This is a genomic window from Xenorhabdus beddingii (genome assembly GCF_002127545.1).
In the GTDB taxonomy this organism is placed as follows: Bacteria; Pseudomonadota; Gammaproteobacteria; order Enterobacterales; family Enterobacteriaceae; genus Xenorhabdus; species Xenorhabdus beddingii.
Map to the genome: position 1 here is coordinate 1 of NZ_MUBK01000019.1, position 20,295 is coordinate 20,295.

Here is a 20,295-nt window from a genome sequence, read left to right on the forward strand (position 1 = left end):
GCTGCGTGCCAATCCGAAAGAACGCTTCCAGAGTTATGAGACGGCGATTAAATCCGGTGTGATGTGCCCGAATGAAGCCCGTGAACGGGAGGGATTATCCCCCCGTGAGGGCGGTGATGAATTCAGTCAGGCATGGAAACAAACGGTGGAAATCAAGCAACAACCGGAGGGCAAGGCATGAGGGCAGGCAAATTACGGCATCGGGTGATGATTCAAAAGAATGAACCGACCCGTGGTGAATACGGCACGATGGTTAAGCATTGGGTGGACGTTGCCACCGTCTGGGCAGAAGTGAGATTTATCAGCGGTCGGGAACTGGTGGCCTCCGGACGGATGCTTTCCGAAGCCACAGTACGTATCTGGTTGCGCTACCGGAACGATATCACCACCACACACCGGATTATCTATCAGGGTGATAGTCCCCACAGTCAGGCTTTTGCCATCGTTGCCGTTATCCCCGATCCGAAACGGACTCACCTAGAGCTACTTTGCAAGGGAGGCGTGAAATATGCCTGATATTGAAATCCCCCTGAGTGAAATCAAGCAGCATTGCCGGATAGATGAGGGCAATGATTTAGAGGATGCCCTGCTTCAAGGTTATGCTGATGCGGCATTGGAAGTCTGCCAGCAACATATTGGCAAGCGGTTTGATGCAGGCTTGACCTTTACCCCCGCCATTAAGGTGGGCTGTTTACTCTATATCGGCTTGCTGTATGAGAACCGGACAATGGTGGCTGATAAGGAACTGAAAGAAATCCCGTTCACCATTAAATCATTGTGGTCTGTTTATCGTGATGTGGGAGTGTATTGATGCCGTGGCAACCGTTAAGACGCTGTAATTATCCGGGCTGTAATCAGCGGGTGAAGTCAGGACGCTGTGAGCAGCACAGACGAGAAATCAGCCGACAACAGGATAAGCAACGCGGCACACGTACCGAGCGTGGCTACAGTAACCGATGGGGCAGATACAGGCTGAGGTATCTCAAAGCGAATCCGTTGTGTGTGCATTGTCTCAGGCAGAACAGCTACACACCCGCAACCATTGTGGATCACATTATCCCGATAGAGGGTGATAGTGATGTGTTGTTCTGGCCTGAATCCAACCATCAATCTTTATGCCACGCCTGCCATAACCGTAAGACCGTACAGACAGACCCGATCACCAAACAGAAGCGCAAGAACGGTGAGTATCGGAAGCAAGAAGCAGAAGCGGCAAGGTTGGTGAGTTGCGGAATAATAACCCAATGAAATAGGGGGGTGGGGGTAGCAAAAATGACAAATGCCCTGCTAAAAGGAACCGCCGCCTCCTCCAATTTTTATGCACGGCACTTTTTTTGAAAATAAAATCACAAGGAAAACAGAATATTATGGCAAGAGCACCCAAACCCCCGATGTATCTGAATGAGATTGCCGCCAGCCAGTGGAAAGCCAAGGCAAAAACCTTAAGCGAACGGGAAGATCTGACCGCCGCCGACTGGAACAACTTAGAGCTGTATTGTGTCAACTATGCCATTTACCGAAAGGCGGTGGCAGACCTTGATATGCGGGGCTTTAGCATCGTCAACAGTCAGGGCAGTGAAAGCCGAAATCCGTCACTGAGCGCCAAAGCCGATGCCGAAAAAATCATGATAAAAATGTCCTCGTTATTGGGTTTTGACCCCGTCTCACGGCGCAAAAATCCGGTAGAGACCGAGGAAGAGGACGAGTTAGACCGCTTATGAATGCATGGGAGCAGTACGCTTTTGATATCGAAAACGGCACCATTCCGGCCTGTAAACGGGTAAAACAGGCGGTAAAACGCTACCTTAACGATCTGAATAACCCGCTTTATGTGTTTGATTCGGAGGTGGTGACACGATTTATTGCGTTTTCCCGTCACTGTCCACATGTCAAAGGGCACCTACGCGGCAAACCTATAGTCTTGGAACCGTGGCAGCAGTTCGCCTTTGCGAATCTGTTTGGCTTCAAAGTCAAAACAACCGGACGCCGAAAATACCGCAGTGCCTACATTCAGGTGCCACGCAAAAATGCCAAGTCCACCGTGGCCGCGATACTGGCGAACTGGTTCCTTGTGATGGAGAACGGGCAGCAGGATATCTACACCGCCGCCGTGAGCCGTGATCAGGCGCGTATTGTATTTGATGATGCCCGTCAGATGTGTCTGCTTTCCAAGCCACTCAAAAAGCGGGTCGCTATCCAGCAACACAAAGTGACCTATCCAAAGAGTAACAGCCTGTTAAAGCCACTGGCCGCCAAAGCCGCCACGATTGAGGGGACTAACCCCAGTCTGGCGATTGTCGATGAGTACCATTTACACCCGGATAATGCCGTGTACTCTGCTCTTGAACTGGGCATGGGCGCACGTCCCGAAGGCATATTGTTTGCCATCACCACAGCGGGCAGTAACGTGATCTCCGCCTGTAAACAGCACTATGATTATTGTTGCCAGATACTGGAGGGCGAAGAGCAAAATGAATCGCTGTTTGCCCTGATCTACGAACTGGACGACGAGCACGAGATTGATGATGAGCAGCTTTGGATAAAGGCCAATCCAAACCTGAATATATCGGTAGACAGCGCCGCCTTGCATGACACTATCCAGAAAGCGCGCGGTATTCCCTCGCAGTGGACAGAAATGCTTACCAAACGCTTTAATATCTGGTGCCAGGGCGAAACGCCGTGGATGGGTGACGGCGCATGGAAAGCCTGCCAGACAGAATACGATGAAAACGACCTCAAAGGGCTGGAGTGTTACGCCGGACTGGATTTATCCTCAACGGGCGATATCACCAGCATTTGTTACACATTCCCAGTGGATAATGAGCTATTACTACTGACCCGCCATTACCTGCCGGAAGCCCAGTTACAGAACCCTGCCAACAAGAATCGGGCAGTGTATCGTCAATGGGCACAATCGGGTTGGATACGCACCACAACAGGCGATTGCATTGATTATGACCGTATCCGTGATGACATTCTTAACGACAGCCAGCACTTTGATATCAAACTGGTGGGCTTCGACACATGGAACGCCACGCACCTACGCACCCAACTACAGGGCGCAGGGCTGGATGTTGAGCCATTCCCGCAAACCTATATGCGTTTTAGCCCGGTGGCGAAATCGGCCGAGGTGTTCGTTAACCGCAAGATTATTCGTCACAATAGCGATCCGGTTCTCGCATGGGCAATGTCCAATGTGGTGATGGAAACCGATGCGAACGCCAATATCAAGCCGAACAAGAAGAAATCGGCGAACAAAATAGACCCTGCGATTGCGTTTTTGATGAGTTTTGGCACATGGCAAGTAGAGCATGAAGATTTTGCTTTCAACCTCAATGATGAACAGAAACGGAGGCTGGATAACTTTGATGGAATTTAGGTAGTTAATTGATTTTTTAATACTTATATAGTATGGAAATTAAATGCTCAGAAGGTTAAATATCACACTTTTTTGGATTAGTCGCTACTTTATTTGGCAATGTTCTGTATAGCTCTGGAGCAGCACAGTGTGGTGGTTATTATGCAATCATAGTCATGACTCGCACTTTATGAACTATTTTCTGCATCAGATATCACTCTGGGTAAAAGATTAACGTTATGTTCGGCATTACTCAGTCCAGCTGAGAGTTATGCTTGGTCTGGAGAATGCCCAGATCACACAATCCGGATTTAGTCCTCTTAAAGCAATCTACTAATATTTCGATGTTTTAAAACACTTAACAATAATGAGTAAGATTAGATTATAGCAATTGAAAGTTTGCTCCCCATCCCCTGAATCACCTACACTCCACTTTCACTTCATTTTATGTACAAGAGAAATAATAACTTTTCATAATAATGAGACACTTTGACTAGGAAACCTATTTAGGCCGAAACCGTACAGTTACTGGGTTGAGAGGACATAAATAGTAAAAAACAAAAACATTTTAGCATTGTTTTGCATCAAAAGTGATATATAATTACTGCGAGATAAAAATGATCTTTCTCACTTGACTTTTAAATACAAAACATAGTTATTAAAATAAAGTGTAGAATTTCATGAAAATAATAAAAGGCAAAATAAATAATGATATATTGTTTTTTATTTTTTAATAAAAACCTAAAAATTAATATTTTATAACGCAATGGAATTTGATTAAAATGACTATAATACTAAATTTTTTGAGAATGATTAGAATCAACTTAAGAAGGAAAACATCTTATTTAGATTTTTGTTTTATTTTTCTATGTATTTGGACATTAACTTCCGTTGGTTCGGAAGCACAATATTATTTATTCAAATTTATTAGTAGCGATAGCTCAACACTTTATGGTAGCGCGTTTGAAGATGCTATAGCAAAAATACCGACGCTCAATCAATATATATTGAAAACATATTCATTGGCAAATAATTATAATTATGTAGCTGTGTTTTTTATAGTCCTGTCCTCTTTGTTTTTTCAGTCAACAGTCCAAATATTTGTTGTTTGTATAATTAGTTCTGTTTTTATGCTGACAGCTACAGATATAACTTTCCTTCTTGTAAATAATGCATTATCAATTAAATCTATAGTTGAATGTATAATTGCGAACACAATTGGATCACCAATTATTTCCACTTTTGTTATTTTTCTATTTTATATTAAGCGTGTTTTTTTAAATTTAAACAACGTAAGTATCATTTTTCGCCATGTGGCGAGTTATATTTGCTATATATTAACTTGCTTTGTTATATTGACAGTTAGTTATTATGTGATTTGCTTTTTTTATAGACCTACAAATGTTGATTTCTCTGTGTCAACTTCACAATATTTTTCTGGTAGCTACTTCATAGATAAAAAAAATATTCAAACTGACATTAATAAAACCAATAGAAATAAAGAATTTTTTTCAATGCTAGGCAGTCCTATAAAAATAAAAAAAGAGATCCAGGTTTATGGGGATATTGGAATGATTCAATCTCGTTTTAAAAAAGATGAATCATACAAAGTTAGGATTTATTTTCTTCTTAATTGTTTTGATGGTCTAAATAGTAATGTTTCGCATTCTAATCCATTGATTTTTAATGATGTGAAGAACTTTACTCTCAAATATTCAGAATCTTTTTCTACTGTTCATATAAATGACAACTCTGGGTATATTAAAAGCACTGATGAGATTGTTAATATGTTTTCCGTAAATAATAATAAAAAGAATGGATATAACATTAATAAGACTAATGATGGTACTCTTTCATATTTCCCATCAGACTCTGAAGCAAGCCTATATATTACCATTCCAGTTGTTGAATATAATAAAAATCAAATCAAGAAAAATACTAATTTTACATTATTTATTAATGGCATCCAAAAAACCTTAAATATTGAAACAGAAAGACTACGTTCAAGCAAAAAAAACATCCCTATAGAATGTAAAATTGCATCTTTAGATAGTTTAAATAACCAGTTGGACTTAAAAGTAAATGATGCAATTTACATTGGCCTTCTTATCAAGATAGAACCTGATGCTAAAAATGAGTTTTATACACCTATCAATGATGATAGCAGTCGTATTGAAATAAAAGGTAAATTATTACATATCTTAAGTAAAGATATAATGGAACATGATTTATTTAGTGAATATTTTAAGAATGGATATATAAGTGGAATCCTTCTTCATAATTTTGATAAGTTATCCTTGAATGGGAAGAGTATAGAATCAAATGAAATGGATAACTTGATGATAATGGGGAGTAATATTTATGCTAGCACATCATCAAATAATAACTTAGTTGTGGCCGGCAAGGCTAATCTATTTTATAGGAATAGACTCCGTGAAAATAAAACATTATGGGAATCTTCTAGTGATAACACTCTTATATTGGGTGGAATTGGTGCTTTATTTTTAAGTTTACTAGCGTGGGGGATAAAAAAAGTAATATCTACGCTTCGTAAGGACGAAAATATCAATTTATTCTAAATCGAATAGGATGCGGGATTACTCCCGTCGTCCTCTCATACAACTTTAATACAGTTTCGTGAAACTGTCAGTATTGCTGCGTCATATCAAGCCATATGAATCGCTATTAGTTCAACAGACACATTTTTACTGTTCTAGGCAGGACATGCTGCATAAGTGCGACCAGTTCTATATCTGGCACAAAGCCAACTGTCATATTTGCTTGAACTCAGAGTAGCAAGGGTATCAGATCTCATCTGGACAGCATATAACGTAAAAAGTTAAGCGTTTATACTGGTTCGCTTATTGAGTCCGATAAACCAATCAGTTAAAGTAGCTCCGCCACTGGCAAAATCCAGTGGTCAGGGCTTCGCATCCCTGAGCTAAGAACACTGGTAGGATGTTTCTACCAGTGACCTCGTTCACCCTTTCAATGGTGATTCAGGCAGGGGAGGCTTCGGCCTCACCGGAATCTTAGCCCGGTAATGCGAACCTTGCTTGAATCGCCACCATCAATTTTCTCAATTAATGGAAGGGGTAGCAGGAATGAATAACGTTAGAAATGACTGGCATCAAGCCGACATTATTGCTGCATTACGTAAGCGTGGTACTACCTTAGCGGCTGTCTCCCGTGAAGCGGGACTTAGCTCATCAACATTAGCAAATACTCTCAGTCGGCCTTGGCCTAAAGGCGAATGGATAATTGCTAATTATCTCAAAATACATCCCTCTGAAATCTGGCCTAGTCGCTATTTTGATATGAACGGTCAACTCATTGAGCGTAAGGCTCGCAATAAGTCGTAAAAATAGCCAATCCACAATTTGAAAATCGCCGGGAAGATAGCCGTAACGGGGTATCTTCTCACTAGCAGTAACATTCGTAATTACCACCTCAATAGCTTTTGACGAAATGCACCACACCTTCTTCACAAGGTCGGAGCGTTTAGCATACTGACCTCTTTTTATTGATCCCAAATTCACTCTTATTCTTTCTTTTCTTTCACATTGTTCTTATCTTATGTTTTGTTTATAGGTTCGTTCAGCATTCTATGTATAAATATTTATATAAACAAACAAAAACAATCTCGTTGAAAAATGAGAATTATTTATTTAATATCAAATGGTTATGTTTAAATCATGAATATACCTAATATATCTCAAGTTAAAGATTTTTTCCTCTCATTACAGGATCAAATCTGCAATCAACTGGAGCAAATTGATGGTCACTCAACATTCATCGAAGACTGCTGGCAACGGGAAGAAGGAGGTGGTGGGCGCAGTCGTGTGTTAACCGCCGGCAGCGTTTTTGAACAGGCTGGCGTAAACTTTTCCCACGTTATGGGGCAATCAATGCCGGCTTCTGCCACCGCCCATCGCCCGGAATTAGCAGGTCGTAGCTATCAAGCGATGGGGGTTTCCCTCGTTATCCATCCGCTGAATCCTTATGTCCCAACCAGCCATGCGAATGTACGCTTTTTTATTGCTGAAAAAGAAGGAGAATCCCCGTTATGGTGGTTTGGCGGTGGTTTTGATCTCACGCCTTATTATGGTTTTGCAGAAGATGCTATCCACTGGCATCGTGTTGCCAAAACTTTATGCCAACCGTTTGGTCATGATATTTATCCAAAATATAAAGAATGGTGTGATGATTACTTTTTTATAAAACACCGAAATGAACCCCGTGGTATTGGAGGTCTGTTTTACGACGATTTAAATACCCCTGATTTTGAGACTTGCTTTAACTTTACACAATCTGTGGGTCAGGGATTCCTGCCGGCTTATTTGCCCATTGTAGAGCGAAGAAAAGATATAGCTTGGGGTGATCGTGAGAGGCAATTTCAATTATATCGCCGAAGCCGTTATGTCGAATTCAATTTAGTTTGGGATAGGGGAACGCTCTTTGGCCTGCAAAGTGGTGGAAGAACGGAGTCAATATTAATGTCCATGCCACCTTTAGTACGCTGGGAATATGGTTATACTCCAGAACCTAATTCGCCAGAATCTGAACTATATACCGTCTTTCTGATAAAAAAAGATTGGGTTTGATAATTCAAAACAGGAATATATAAATCACTTCTGTATTCCTGTTTACCTATTGCTAAAACCCTCATTTGCTAACATCCTCATTTGCAAAAAATCAGATAAATATCAGAACACTGATAAAATCATTGATTGTTTTTCATTGGTAATACCCTGCCATAAAAAATCAACATTCCCCCTAATGACTCCCCCTTTAATTAAAGCTAGTATTCAATCCGGGCCCGAAAAAATAAACACAACATCTAACAAAAAAATGGGGTATTATCATGAACAATAATCAAATTAATAAATATAGTCTAATTCCTCCATTTGTTTTGGAGCAAATATCAGACGATTATGATGAATGCACTAACCAATATGTGGCAAAAACATTGGATCATGTTTATCATTTAATGAGCTACCCCATTGAGGAAAATATTCTTCATCAGGAAGATGAAATAGGCGCAGATGATAAATTATATCGCTCAATTTATGATGCTAAAAACCAAGAACAGTTTCCAGGAGAGAAATTGTCTCGAAGTGAAGGCATGTCTGAAGACGCTGATATTGCTGTTAATGAAGCCTATGAACATCTCGGAAAGACTTATGAATTCTATAAAAATATTTTTGGCCGTCATTCGATGGATAACAAGGGGCTAAAATTAATCGCCACTGTACATTATGGTGACAACTATTTGAATGCATTTTGGTCTAAAAGACAAATGATATTTGGTGATGGAGATGGAAAGTTTTTCAACCGCTTTACTTCTGCCATTGATATCATAGCTCATGAGTTAACTCATGGTGTCATTGAAAGTGAAGCTGATCTTTATTATCTCTACCAATCTGGTGCACTCAATGAATCCATCGCTGATGTGTTTGGTATTATGGTAAAACAATATGCCAATAATCAAAAAGCCAGTGAATCCGATTGGTTGTTAGGGCAAGGTTTATTAGGTCCCAAATTTAATCCGGAGAATAAGCCTGATATTGCCTTACGCAGTTTCATTCATCCAGGAAAAGCCTTTTCCGGAGATAAGCAAGTTGGGCATATGGATCAATATGAAGAACTTCCTTTCACCATAGACAATGGAGGGGTTCATATATATTCCGGCATTCCCAACAGAGCATTTTATCTGGTAGCGATAGCATTGGGAGGATATAGCTGGGAGCGGGCGGGGAAAATATGGTACGAAACGTTATTGGACGAACACTTATATGCAGATGCAAATTTTGATGATTTCGCCAAACTGACCGTTGCAAATGCTGAAAAATTGTTCAATAAGGAAATTTCGAACATTGTAAGTCATTGTTGGAAAGAAGTTGGCATCCTTCTTTCCAAGGATTAATTAAACCAATATTAATACACTATTAATTGATGTTAAAAATAGTAACATATAGATAAACCTAAAAAAAACAATAAAGGATTAAGGACAATCCTTTATTATATTTACACATTAATATTATAAAGCCCAACAAAAAACCTTCCTATCAGTAGCGGATACCACCATTTAGATTAATACTTTATTAAGAACCCAGGGAATTAAAATACATAAAACATCTAAAAAGCGGGGTATTATTATGCGCAACCATCAAACTAAATTAAACAAATCGGGTATAATTTCACCTTATCTATTGGAATATGTCGTTAAAATTTGTGGTCAAAGTGATAAAGCGTATATATTAAAAACATTAGATCATGTTTACAATCTAATGTATAACTCTGCTGAAATGGATATTACCACTCCCCAATACCAACCAGGGCATTATAATAAATTAAGCCGAAAAATTTATGATGCAAAACATGACGACCAGTATCCAGGAAATACATTAATTTTAGATGAAAAAATAATCATAAGCAGCGATATATCCGCCAATGATGCCTATAATCACATTGGTAAGATATATGAATTTTATAAAAAAATTTTTGGACGAAATTCGATTGATAACCAAGGTCTTAATTTAGTTGCTACCGTTCATTATCAGAAAAATTATATGAATGCATTTTGGGATAATAACCAAATGGTTTTTGGTGATGGTTATGCTCCCTATTTTAACCGCTTTACTTCCTGCATTGATATCACGGCCCACGAGCTTACTCATGGCGTCACGGAAAGTGAAGCAAACCTTGATTATGCCTACCAATCCGGCGCGTTAAATGAATCCATTTCAGATGTATTCGGAATTATGGTGAAACAGTATGCAAACAATCAACAGGCAAGTGAATCTGATTGGTTGATCGGTCAGGGGATATTTGGCTCCGCACTTAATCCAGATAATGACCCCAATATTGCTTTGCGTTCATTCAAAAACCCCGGAAATGCGAATCCCAAAGATAATCAAATCGGCCACATGAAGCAATATCAAGACTTGTCCGTTCGGGATGACCATGGAGGCGTCCACAAGTATTCTGGCATCCCCAATAAGGCATTCTATTTGTTGGCAATTGAGTTGGGAGGCTATTCATGGGAACAGGCAGGAAAGATTTGGTACGCAACATTGCTAGACAAACGCTTATCTCATAAAGCAAGTTTCGATGATTTCGCAACATTATCTGTTGACAATGCAGAAAAATTATTTGGTAAAAAAATTTCAGCTATTGTCGCTCACTCCTGGAAACAAGTCGGGATTTTACTTTGAGGATAAGAATACTTCTCTGATAATCAAGGCTAGGGAAGGCATTGATTATACATATTTTTTATTTTTAAACCCCATCGTTCAGCCATAAATTTTTATTTATTCCCCGTCACCAATTTAATTATTCCATTCATTAATCTTACACCATAAAAATTTACATTTTTAGTCGTGACTAACAATGTTAGTTTAGCTACTATTATTGTTAGAATAATTTTTTAGTTAAGCTAAAAATAGTCAGACGTGACAAAATATAAAATGGGGCATTGCTATGAGCAACAATAAAATAGAAAAACAAAATATAATCCCTCCTTACTTACTGGAAAGCATCGCAAAAAATTGTGATTCTGACGACGATAAAGAATGTATATTGAAAACATTAAACCATGTAAATCAATTAATGAAAAACCAATTAATGAAAAACCAATTAATGAAAAACACACCCAGGGAAAATCAGCCTTGCTCCAACAAAGATAATTAGTTTTATATCCGTCATACTTCAGGTTGCCTCTTTGTTGGCTTCACCCAGCCACATAGTTAACTATGCCCCCATAGATTTACAAAAATATTATAAAGAGTTTACCATAATTCAAATAAAGGGCTAAAAATAGCCCTCTATTCTCTTCATTATTTTTACTTAATTAACGTTTCTTCAAATGTTCCATCAAGCGCTTACGCTTACGAAGCTGAGTTGACGTTAACGTATTTTTCTTATCTGCGTAAGGGTTAGCCCCTTCTTTAAACTGGATACGAATAGGTGTTCCCATCACTTTTAAAGAGCGACGGAAGTAATTCATCAAATAACGCTTATAAGAGTCGGATAAACCTGTAACTTGATTACCATGGATAACTACGATAGGCGGGTTATAGCCCCCGGCATGAGCGTATTTCATCTTAACCCTACGACCCCGGATCATCGGCGGCTGGTGATCATCTTCTGCCATGCGCATAATACGGGTCAGTAAGGCCGTGTTAACACGACGGGTTGCACTTTCATAAGCCTCCTGAATTGACTCGAATAAATTGCCAACACCACTGCCATGCAATGCAGAAATAAAATGAACACGGGCAAAATCGACAAAGCCCAAACGCAGATCCAGCATATCCTTAACATGATCTCTGGCTTCCTGATTCATGCCATCCCATTTATTGACGGCAATGACCAGCGAACGACCACTATTAAGAATAAAGCCCAGTAAAGAGAGATCCTGATCAGAAATACCTTCGCGAGCATCCACGACCAATAACACCACATTAGCATCTTCAATGGCCTGGAGTGTTTTAATAACGGAAAACTTTTCAACAGGTTCGGTTACCTTACCACGTTTACGAACGCCGGCAGTATCAATCAGGATATACTCACGGCCATCACGCTCCATGGGAATATAAATACTGTCACGGGTTGTGCCGGGCATATCATAAACGACAACACGCTCTTCCCCCAGAATACGGTTGGTTAATGTGGATTTACCCACATTTGGCCGGCCAACAATCGCAAGTTTCAGAGGTAAGCTGGCAAGATCAAATGCTGCCTCTTCTTCTTGTTCAGCAGTAGCATCCAGCTCGGCCTGTTCCATCTCAGCCCAATAAGCTGCGTTAGCCTCTTCTTCAGTTAATTCAACTTCTTCCGTTTCTTCTTTATCAGAAAAAGGCAGCAAGACACGTTCAATGAGCTGTGTCACTCCACGACCATGAGAAGCGGCAATGGAATAAACATCACCTAATCCCAATGAGTAGAATTCTGCAATGGCAATGTCAACATCAATGCCATCCGTTTTGTTTGCCACCAAAAAGGTTGCCTTCTCACGGCTGCGCAGATGCTTGGCAATCGCATGATCCGCTGGCATTAATCCCGATCTGGCATCAACCATGAATAGAACAATATCCGCCTCTTCGATAGCCATCAAAGATTGCGTAGCCATATGCGTTTCTACACCATCTTCCGTGCCATCGATACCTCCGGTATCAATGATAATGAACTCCTGTCCTTCAACCTCTGCCCGTCCATATTTACGATCACGGGTTAAGCCAGGGAAATCCGCTACCAGCGCATCTCTGGTTCGGGTTAAGCGGTTAAATAAGGTGGATTTTCCAACATTGGGGCGCCCAACCAGCGCAACGACAGGTATCATTTTTTTGATGCCTCATGACTAGATTTAAATCGATATCCTGCTGGACGTGATCCAAACAATATGATCCACCACTACAAGATACTAAAAAGACGAAACGGCCCCTGTTACTTTCAGCACAGGAGCCGTATGATTTCGTGTATAAGCGTTACATCTAACGCTAAAACACATTCTGGAATTAACGGGTATACAAGTAAACTGTCCCGTCTTTCGCTTGTACCATCAGTTTATCGCTGGCAACAACCGGGCGACTCAATAGGCCGGAACCATCAACCTTATGTTGAGCCACAAATTTGCCATCAGCCATATTTAACCAATGTAAGTAACCTTCACTATCTCCGACAACCAGATAGCCATTATACATTTCCGGTGCAGTCAAGTTACGGTGCAAAAGATCATTTTGCGTCCATAATGTCACCCCATCTTTCTTGCGCAGGGACAAAATCCGGTCATCCTGATCAACAACGAAAATGTTGTCATCCGTCACAACCATATCATTTACCGAACCCAAATCACGTTTCCAGATGATTTGACCCGAACGCATATCCATTGCGACCAGATTGCCATTATAGGCAATGGCATAAATCATATTGTCAGAAATGACTGGAGTCATATCAATGTCATTCAGGCGGTCAATTTCCGTGGCTCCCGTCACCTGGGAAATGCGCTGCTGCCAAATGAGTTGCCCTTGAGAAAGCATAACCGCACTGACCCGACCATTGTCACCACCGACAACGGCTGCACCATAAGCCACGGCAGGGGCAGATTCACCGCGAACTGACAATGAAGGCGTATCCATATTAACCGACCACGCGACACTACCATCACTTTCATTCAACGCCTGCAACATACCATTGCCTGTATGGATCAGGACAAAACCATCACTCACCACAGGGCGCGATAATGCTTCACCGGCAACCGCTGATTCCCATTCAACTTTACCGCTTGTTGTATCCAACGCGATGACTTTTGCCTTTTCTGTCCCAACATAAAGGCGATCACCAGAAACAGTCAGACCGCCAGAAAGCAGTGCTGGCAGGCGGGATGACAGAAAACCTGCTTTATCTGATAAATCCGTTGCCCACACTTCTTTGCCGCTATCTATATCAAACGCTTTGACAACCCCATTTCGGTCAGCAACATAAACCGTTGAACCCTGCCAAGCGGGTGACAAGTGAGAATAGTAGTGCCCAACGCCGCTTCCAACGGATTTATCCCAAACAACACGGGGGCTGAATTGATTTTCAACCTTCGGCAACGGCGACATTGTTACCGTATCCTGTTCGCTTGAACAACCCGCCAGCAGAACAGAAGCAACCAGCCCAACCAAGAGTGTTTTTCGCAGTTGCATTAGATGTTGGCTCCCTTAGTTGGATAAATTATTGAGTTTAATTTTAATGAAATCTTTCATCGTCTCAGGGCCATCAGATTCAAGCCCTTTGGAATATGCTGCACGAGCGCCAGCAGTATCCCCTTTTTTCGCCAGAATATCTCCACGGAGATCCTCAGCAATAGCCAACCAACCTTTTCCCTTGACCAACTCTAACGTTTTCAATGCAGCATCGGGTTTATCTTCCGCCAATTGAACCCGGGCCAAGCGAAGGTTAGACAGAGTTTGCATGTCTTCATCTTTGGTTTTGCCAGATGCTGACAGCAAATTTTTCTCTGCCTGAGCCAATTGATTCTGCCCAATAGCCTGTCGTGCCAGTTCCAGATCAGCCATGAAACCATAGATATTATTCGTTTCATTCGCGAACTTTTCTGCGGCAGCAACACCTTCTTTCGACCCCGACGTCAGCGATACGTTCACTTTCTCAAAGGCAGCCGCTGTTTCATGCAATTGGTTTGTTTGATGAGTCTGCCAATAACGCCAGCCAGCCAACACGCCAATGCCCAGAACTAAACCAACAGCCAGGTATTTACCGTTGGTGGCAAAAAAACGCTTTATCGCGTCAACTTGTTCAGTTTCAGTGGAATAGACTTGCACAGAGTCTCCTTAGCCTAACAATTCGCTCAAACGTGCCGCAACCGATTGTTGTGACAACGTTTCTTGTTCACCGTTACGTAAATCTTTTACTGTGATGTTGCCCGCTTGAATTTCATCTTCTCCAAGGATCAAGGCAACTTTAGCGCCATGCTTACCCGCACGGGCCAATTGTTTTTTAAAGTTACCACCGCCGTGATTGGTCATCAGGCGTAACTCTGGTTGTTGATCACGGATTGTTTCTGCCAGAATCAAGGCTGCCTGTTGGCTACCTTCACCAAAGGAGGAGAGATAAACATCGGCAACCGTCAAATCGGCAACAAAGTCAGGATTGACTTCCTGTACCAACAGAACCATGCGCTCCATGCCCATTGCAAAACCCACTGCGGGTGTTGCTTTTCCACCCAATTGCTCAACCAGACCGTCGTAACGCCCACCCGCACAGACGGTTCCCTGTGCGCCCAATGCCGATGTTACCCATTCAAAGACAGTACGGTTGTAGTAATCAAGACCACGAACCAGACGCTGATTGATGCGATATTTAATGCCCGCCTTATCCAGTATCTGACATAAGCCATCAAAATGTTCTTTTGATTCGATATCAAGATAATCAAACAGTTCCGGTGCATCATTAAGCAGTTGCTGAATTTCAGGATTTTTGGAATCCAACACGCGCAAAGGATTGGTATACATACGACGCCGGCAGTCTTCGTCCAGCTTTTCTTTATGCTGTTCAAGAAACGCAACCAGTGCTTCACGGTAATTGGCACGCGCTTCCAATGAACCAATCGAATTCAATTCAAGCGTAACATGGTCAGCAATACCCAATTCACGCCACCAACGTGCTGTCATTAAAATGACTTCCGCATCAATATCCGGCCCTTGCAGACCAAATACTTCTGCACCCAATTGATGGAATTGGCGGTAACGGCCTTTCTGTGGACGTTCATAACGGAACATTGGCCCGATATACCATAAACGCTGTTCCTGATTGTACAGCAGACCATGCTGAATACCGGCACGGACACATCCTGCGGTATTTTCCGGGCGCAGGGTCAGGCTTTCCCCGTTGCGGTCATCAAAAGTATACATCTCTTTTTCGACAACATCGGTCACTTCCCCAATGGCACGTTTAAATAACGGGGTCTGCTCTACAATCGGTGTCCGGATTTCGCTGAAACCATAACCTGACAGCACACGCTTAACCGTAGATTCAACTCGTTGCCAGATGGCTGTTTCAGCGGGAAGACAGTCGTTCATGCCACGAATAGCTGGGATATTTTTTGTCACGTTTTATCTCTTATTAATATTTATACAATGGCGTCGATTATAAAAGCGAATGAATGCCAAGACAAAGAGCATCGCCGGCACATGATAACATGCGCCAGCATTCGGCATATTACTCATCAAGCTGACTGATATTAATCCGATTATTCGCATCAAGGATCGTAGCTTTCGCCCGGATCTTCGCTTCGAGCTGATCAATCAGGTCTTTATTATCAAGACGTTCTCTCTGACGAATGCCATCTTCATAAAAGCCACTTTTCGTTTTCGCACCCGTGACGCCAAGCGTTGAAACTTCAGCTTCTCCCGGGCCATTCACAACGCAACCAATGATAGAAACATCCATTGGTGTGATTAAATCTTCAAGACGCTGTTCAAGCGCATTAACCGTACCGATAACATCAAATTCCTGACGCGAGCAAGTCGGACAGGCAATGAAGTTAATGCCTCTCGAACGGATGCGCAACGCCTTCAGCATGTCGAAACCGACTTTAACTTCTTCCACCGGGTCGGCGGCTAAAGAGATACGCAACGTGTCACCAATTCCTTCAGACAACAAAATGCCAAGGCCAATTGAGGACTTCACCGCGCCTGCACGGGCTCCACCGGCTTCGGTAATGCCCAGATGTAGCGGTTGATCAATTTTTTGCGCCAATAAGCGATAAGCGCCAACCGCCAAGAAAACATCGGAGGCTTTCACACTCACTTTGAATTGGTCAAAATTAAGACGATCAAGGATGTCCACATGACGCATCGCTGATTCAACCAGCGCTTCTGGTGTCGGTTCGCCATATTTTTCCTGTAGATCTTTTTCCAGCGACCCGCCATTGACCCCGATGCGAATGGGAATGTTATGGTGACGAGCGCAATCGACAACCTGACGGATACGCTCCTCATTACCAATATTGCCGGGATTAATGCGTAGGCAGTCAACACCATATTCGGCTACCTTCAATGCAATGCGGTAATCGAAATGAATATCAGCAACAAGGGGGACATTGACCTTCTGTTTGATGGATTTGAACGCTTCAGCCGCATCCATGGTTGGAACGGAAACACGAACGATATCAACGCCAACCCGCTCTAATGCCTTAATTTGATTGACCGTAGCCTCAACATCAGTTGTTCGTGCATTAGTCATTGATTGCACCGCGATGGGTGCGCCATCCCCTATGGGCACCTGACCGACATAAATACGTGTGGATTTGCGTCTTTTTATCGGTGATTCATTATGCATTTTTACATTACTCCCCTACATCCCTGTATTTTGTTTATAAAAATTACAACTATGCTGTGGTGAATTATGCTGTGGTAAATAATACACACAGGCGAACATGAATGCTTATTCAATGTTCGCCCAAATCCTTCCCAAGATAAATTTGCCAAAAATCCGGTTGATGAGTTTATTTCAGGGTCAGTTTGGCAGCCACCCCTTTCTTAATAAAGGCACTCAAATCCACCGGTTTCCCCTGAAACTGAACCTTAACCACAGCAGGCACACCAATGTTCAATGAATAAGGCAATTCACCAGAAAGTTTTAGATGATCACCTTTGTTTTTCATACCATTGAACAGCACCTTACCTTTGGCGTCTTTGACTTCTAACCAACATCTTCCCTTAAAGTCCATCACCAACGCATTACTGCTTACAGCGCTAATATTATTGACGTCGGCTGATGATGTACTGACAACGGAATTGGCCGTGGCGGTATTTTCTGAAGTCGCATTGGTTTCAGGTTGATTGGTTGCAGGTTGATTGGCTGACAAAGAGGCTGATTTTGGCCCTGTTGCCGTGGAGACCGGCGCACTGGCATTGCTGCCTGGAACACTATTTTCGGTTCCCGTGCCATTTGCCTGCTCTGACGCCGCTACAGGTTGATTTTCTTTAAGGAATGCGGATGCATTATCCGTGGCTGGGCTTGAAACACCTGAATCATTTTCAGCATCTTGTGCTTGAACATTTTGAACGCCAGACTGCGCGGCCATTGAAGACAATTCTTTTTGTTGCGTCTTGTAATTCTGCCACCACCATAGGACAGTCATGCCCAACAGCAGAATGATGATAACCCATGTTACCTTCATTAACCAACCATCACGCTTCTTGCGTTTCTTTCCCGATGAAAAACTTTGCATGGGAGAAACTTTCATGGCTTTGGCAGGCATGTGCTTATCCAACATGCTTAAAATATCAGATTCAGGCACCTGAACCAATTTTGCGTAAGCACGAATATATCCACGAAAGAATGTCGGTGTAATATTTGATGGAATATTATCTTCTTCAATATCACGAACAGTGGACAGTTTAAGACACAAGCGATCTGCCACAGTTTGCTGAGAAAGCTCAATTTTTTCACGAGCCTGGCGCAGAATCTGACCTATTGTCAGATTGGCTTCTTCTGGGTAAGTTTCAGTCTTCATTAGCTAAGGACACTGGTACTGTTCTGGGTTAAAGAATTTACGCAAATTAGATCTAACTAATTTGTGCAGCGAAATCATCTCAAACTGCGTTACACGCAGAAAATCATCTATTATCTATCACAGCTATAACGGTTTGTGGTGCTTTCCTTATTTTCTGTGATCAATTGATTAGCTTCTTCATATCGCTTTTGTTCACAGAGAAAAGCATAATAATAATGTATTACAGTATCACGTCCTACCGCCCGCTGCATGGCTATTCTATAATGCTGGTTGGCGGTTTCCGCTCGCCCGGCATATTGCTCATGCAGAGCCATACCTAAATGAGCCTCTGGATGATGGGGCTCCGCCAGCAAAACTTTCTGAAAGTGATATTTGGCGGCCGGTAAATTCCGTTCCACCAAATAAGCCTTCCCTAGCTGTAATCGTGTATCGATGGCGACGACCTGATGAGCACGATGCACCGATTGTTCCGCGCAACCCACTAACAAGCCAAAACAAACTATAGACCAAATTATTGATTTCCGTATCATACCATTTTCATTTATCAGAATATGTTAAACTTCGCCAAATTTTTAGCCATTAATCGATATTAAACAGAAAATTAGACTGTTTTTACCTGAATAGGTTCACCTGCCAGACGTTTTTTTAGCGTCCGCTTTGTTCTATCAATGACTTCACCGGCAAGCTGTCCACATGCAGCATCAATGTCGTCCCCTCTCGTTTTACGCACGATGGTTGTAAAACCATACCCCATCAGAACTTTGGAAAAACGGTCGATTCGACTGTTAGAGCTGCGGCCATAAGGTGCTCCCGGGAACGGGTTCCAAGGGATCAGGTTGATTTTGCTTGGCGTATCTTTCAGACATTCCGCTAACTGGTGAGCCTGTTCAACACTGTCATTAACGTGATCAAGCATCACATATTCGACCGTGACACGCCCCTGATTTGCATTAGATTTTGACAGATAACGGCGTACCCCTGCCAAAAACTCTTCAATGTTGTATTTGCGGTTAATCGGCACAATTTCATCACGGACATCATCAGTAGGCGCATGTAAAGAAATTGCCAATGCAACGTCAATCATATCACCCAGTTTATCCAATGCCGGAACAACGCCAGATGTTGATAATGTCACCCGACGTTTTGACAGACCAAAACCGAAATCATCCATCATGATTTCCATTGCAGGCACGACATTATTCAAATTGAGCAAGGGTTCACCCATTCCCATCATCACGACGTTGGTAATAGGACGGCGACCACTGGATTTCAGTGAACCAATAATCTTGGCGGCACGCCAAACCTGACCAATAATTTCAGATACCCGCAGGTTACGGTTAAAACCCTGCTGGGCCGTAGAACAGAATTTACACTCTAAAGCACATCCCACCTGAGATGATACGCATAATGTTGCGCGGTCATCTTCTGGGATATAAACCGTTTCAACCTGTTGATCACCAACAGTAATTGCCCATTTGATGGTGCCATCAGAAGAACGTTGTTCTTCTGCAACTTCCGGCGCTTTGATTTCAGCGACTTGTTGCAATTTAGCCCTGAGCACTTTGTTAATATCTGTCATCTGCTCAAAGTCGTCATAGCAATAATGGTACATCCATTTCATGACCTGATCGGCACGAAAAGGTTTTTCGCCCATATCGACAAAGAATTGACGCATTTGTTTACGGTTTAGGTCGAACAGGTTGATTTTGCCGTTTTTCTTTTCAGGCGTGACAGATACGACGGAGGTTGAAGGTGATACGGTTTCATTAAGTTGGGACATTTTTTACATCGCCTCGTTGTTACACTTTCGGCTCTGTGCTGATTTCATGTCAGCACTAAGTTTTCATGCGGTGACTGCCAATTCAATGGACATTCTATTGCTGGCAATATCGAATTCCAGAAATATCAAATA

Annotated in this window: 19 protein-coding genes and 1 pseudogene; 12 read left to right on the forward strand and 8 right to left on the reverse strand. The window is 42.1% G+C overall.

What is annotated here, in order from left to right; genetic code table 11:
* From Xbed_RS11810 to Xbed_RS11865, 12 genes and pseudogenes are all read left to right on the forward strand, one after another.
* Positions 1-181: pseudogene (locus Xbed_RS11810) on the forward strand (phage portal protein); the annotation flags it as partial.
* Complete coding sequence (locus Xbed_RS11815; RefSeq protein WP_086113124.1) at positions 178-516, forward strand: phage head closure protein; 339 nt, start codon at positions 178-180, stop codon at positions 514-516. The pseudogene Xbed_RS11810 and the gene Xbed_RS11815, both read left to right, overlap by 4 nt.
* Complete coding sequence (locus Xbed_RS11820) at positions 509-811, forward strand: head-tail connector protein (protein WP_086113125.1); 303 nt, start codon at positions 509-511, stop codon at positions 809-811. Before Xbed_RS11815 ends, Xbed_RS11820 begins: the two co-directional genes overlap by 8 nt.
* Positions 811-1,248: an HNH endonuclease gene (locus Xbed_RS11825; RefSeq protein WP_086113126.1), complete on the forward strand. Its 438-nt coding sequence runs from the start codon at positions 811-813 to the stop codon at positions 1,246-1,248. The genes Xbed_RS11820 and Xbed_RS11825 overlap by 1 nt, the downstream gene beginning before the upstream one ends.
* A 119-nt stretch (positions 1,249-1,367) precedes the next feature.
* Entirely contained in the window at positions 1,368-1,721 is a 354-nt protein-coding gene (locus Xbed_RS11830) for a phage terminase small subunit P27 family (RefSeq protein WP_086113127.1), read from the forward strand.
* Positions 1,718-3,379, forward strand: coding sequence for a terminase large subunit (locus Xbed_RS11835; RefSeq protein WP_086113128.1), 1,662 nt, complete (start codon positions 1,718-1,720; stop codon positions 3,377-3,379). The genes Xbed_RS11830 and Xbed_RS11835 overlap by 4 nt, the downstream gene beginning before the upstream one ends.
* A 761-nt stretch (positions 3,380-4,140) precedes the next feature.
* A complete protein-coding gene (locus Xbed_RS11840) occupies positions 4,141-5,937 on the forward strand; it encodes a hypothetical protein (RefSeq protein WP_086113129.1) in 1,797 nt (598 codons plus the stop codon).
* A 525-nt stretch (positions 5,938-6,462) separates the two neighbouring features.
* Positions 6,463-6,720 (forward strand): helix-turn-helix domain-containing protein, encoded by a 258-nt coding sequence (locus Xbed_RS11845; RefSeq protein ID WP_086113130.1) that lies wholly within the window; start codon positions 6,463-6,465, stop codon positions 6,718-6,720.
* Between the two features lie 333 nt (positions 6,721-7,053).
* Positions 7,054-7,962, forward strand: a complete 909-nt coding sequence (gene hemF / locus Xbed_RS11850; protein ID WP_086113131.1) for an oxygen-dependent coproporphyrinogen oxidase — start codon at positions 7,054-7,056, stop codon at positions 7,960-7,962.
* 260 nt (positions 7,963-8,222) lie between these two features.
* The gene (locus Xbed_RS11855) at positions 8,223-9,284 is read left to right on the forward strand and encodes a M4 family metallopeptidase (RefSeq protein ID WP_086113132.1); all 1,062 of its coding nucleotides are present in this window, start codon (positions 8,223-8,225) and stop codon (positions 9,282-9,284) included.
* A 232-nt stretch (positions 9,285-9,516) separates the two neighbouring features.
* Entirely contained in the window at positions 9,517-10,575 is a 1,059-nt protein-coding gene (locus tag Xbed_RS11860) for a M4 family metallopeptidase (RefSeq protein ID WP_086113133.1), read from the forward strand.
* A gap of 265 nt (positions 10,576-10,840) precedes the next feature.
* Positions 10,841-11,050, forward strand: a complete 210-nt coding sequence (locus tag Xbed_RS11865; RefSeq protein ID WP_086113134.1) for a protealysin propeptide domain-containing protein — start codon at positions 10,841-10,843, stop codon at positions 11,048-11,050.
* A 160-nt stretch (positions 11,051-11,210) separates the two neighbouring features.
* Here the strand turns inward: Xbed_RS11865 and der are convergent, their stop codons facing one another.
* The 8 genes from der to rlmN form a co-directional block, all read right to left on the reverse strand.
* Positions 11,211-12,701 carry a ribosome biogenesis GTPase Der gene (gene der, locus Xbed_RS11870; protein ID WP_086113135.1) on the reverse strand — a complete coding sequence of 497 codons (1,491 nt, stop codon included), beginning with the start codon at positions 12,699-12,701 and terminating at the stop codon, positions 11,211-11,213.
* 175 nt (positions 12,702-12,876) lie between these two features.
* The gene (gene bamB / locus Xbed_RS11875) at positions 12,877-14,049 is read right to left on the reverse strand and encodes an outer membrane protein assembly factor BamB (protein WP_086113136.1); all 1,173 of its coding nucleotides are present in this window, start codon (positions 14,047-14,049) and stop codon (positions 12,877-12,879) included.
* A gap of 15 nt (positions 14,050-14,064) precedes the next feature.
* Positions 14,065-14,685 carry a YfgM family protein gene (locus Xbed_RS11880; RefSeq protein ID WP_086113137.1) on the reverse strand — a complete coding sequence of 207 codons (621 nt, stop codon included), beginning with the start codon at positions 14,683-14,685 and terminating at the stop codon, positions 14,065-14,067.
* 9 nt (positions 14,686-14,694) lie between these two features.
* Positions 14,695-15,972, reverse strand: a complete 1,278-nt coding sequence (hisS, locus tag Xbed_RS11885; RefSeq protein ID WP_086113138.1) for a histidine--tRNA ligase — start codon at positions 15,970-15,972, stop codon at positions 14,695-14,697.
* Between the two features lie 109 nt (positions 15,973-16,081).
* Positions 16,082-17,203, reverse strand: a complete 1,122-nt coding sequence (ispG, locus tag Xbed_RS11890) for a flavodoxin-dependent (E)-4-hydroxy-3-methylbut-2-enyl-diphosphate synthase (protein ID WP_086113139.1) — start codon at positions 17,201-17,203, stop codon at positions 16,082-16,084.
* Positions 17,204-17,369: 166 nt separating this feature from the next.
* On the reverse strand, positions 17,370-18,383 hold the full coding sequence (rodZ, locus tag Xbed_RS11895) for a cytoskeleton protein RodZ (protein ID WP_086113140.1): 1,014 nt from the start codon (positions 18,381-18,383) through the stop codon (positions 17,370-17,372).
* A gap of 110 nt (positions 18,384-18,493) precedes the next feature.
* Complete coding sequence (locus tag Xbed_RS11900; RefSeq protein ID WP_244182484.1) at positions 18,494-18,844, reverse strand: tetratricopeptide repeat protein; 351 nt, start codon at positions 18,842-18,844, stop codon at positions 18,494-18,496.
* 140 nt (positions 18,845-18,984) lie between these two features.
* Entirely contained in the window at positions 18,985-20,163 is a 1,179-nt protein-coding gene (gene rlmN / locus Xbed_RS11905; protein ID WP_086113142.1) for a dual-specificity RNA methyltransferase RlmN, read from the reverse strand.
* Positions 20,164-20,295: the final 132 nt, after the last annotated feature.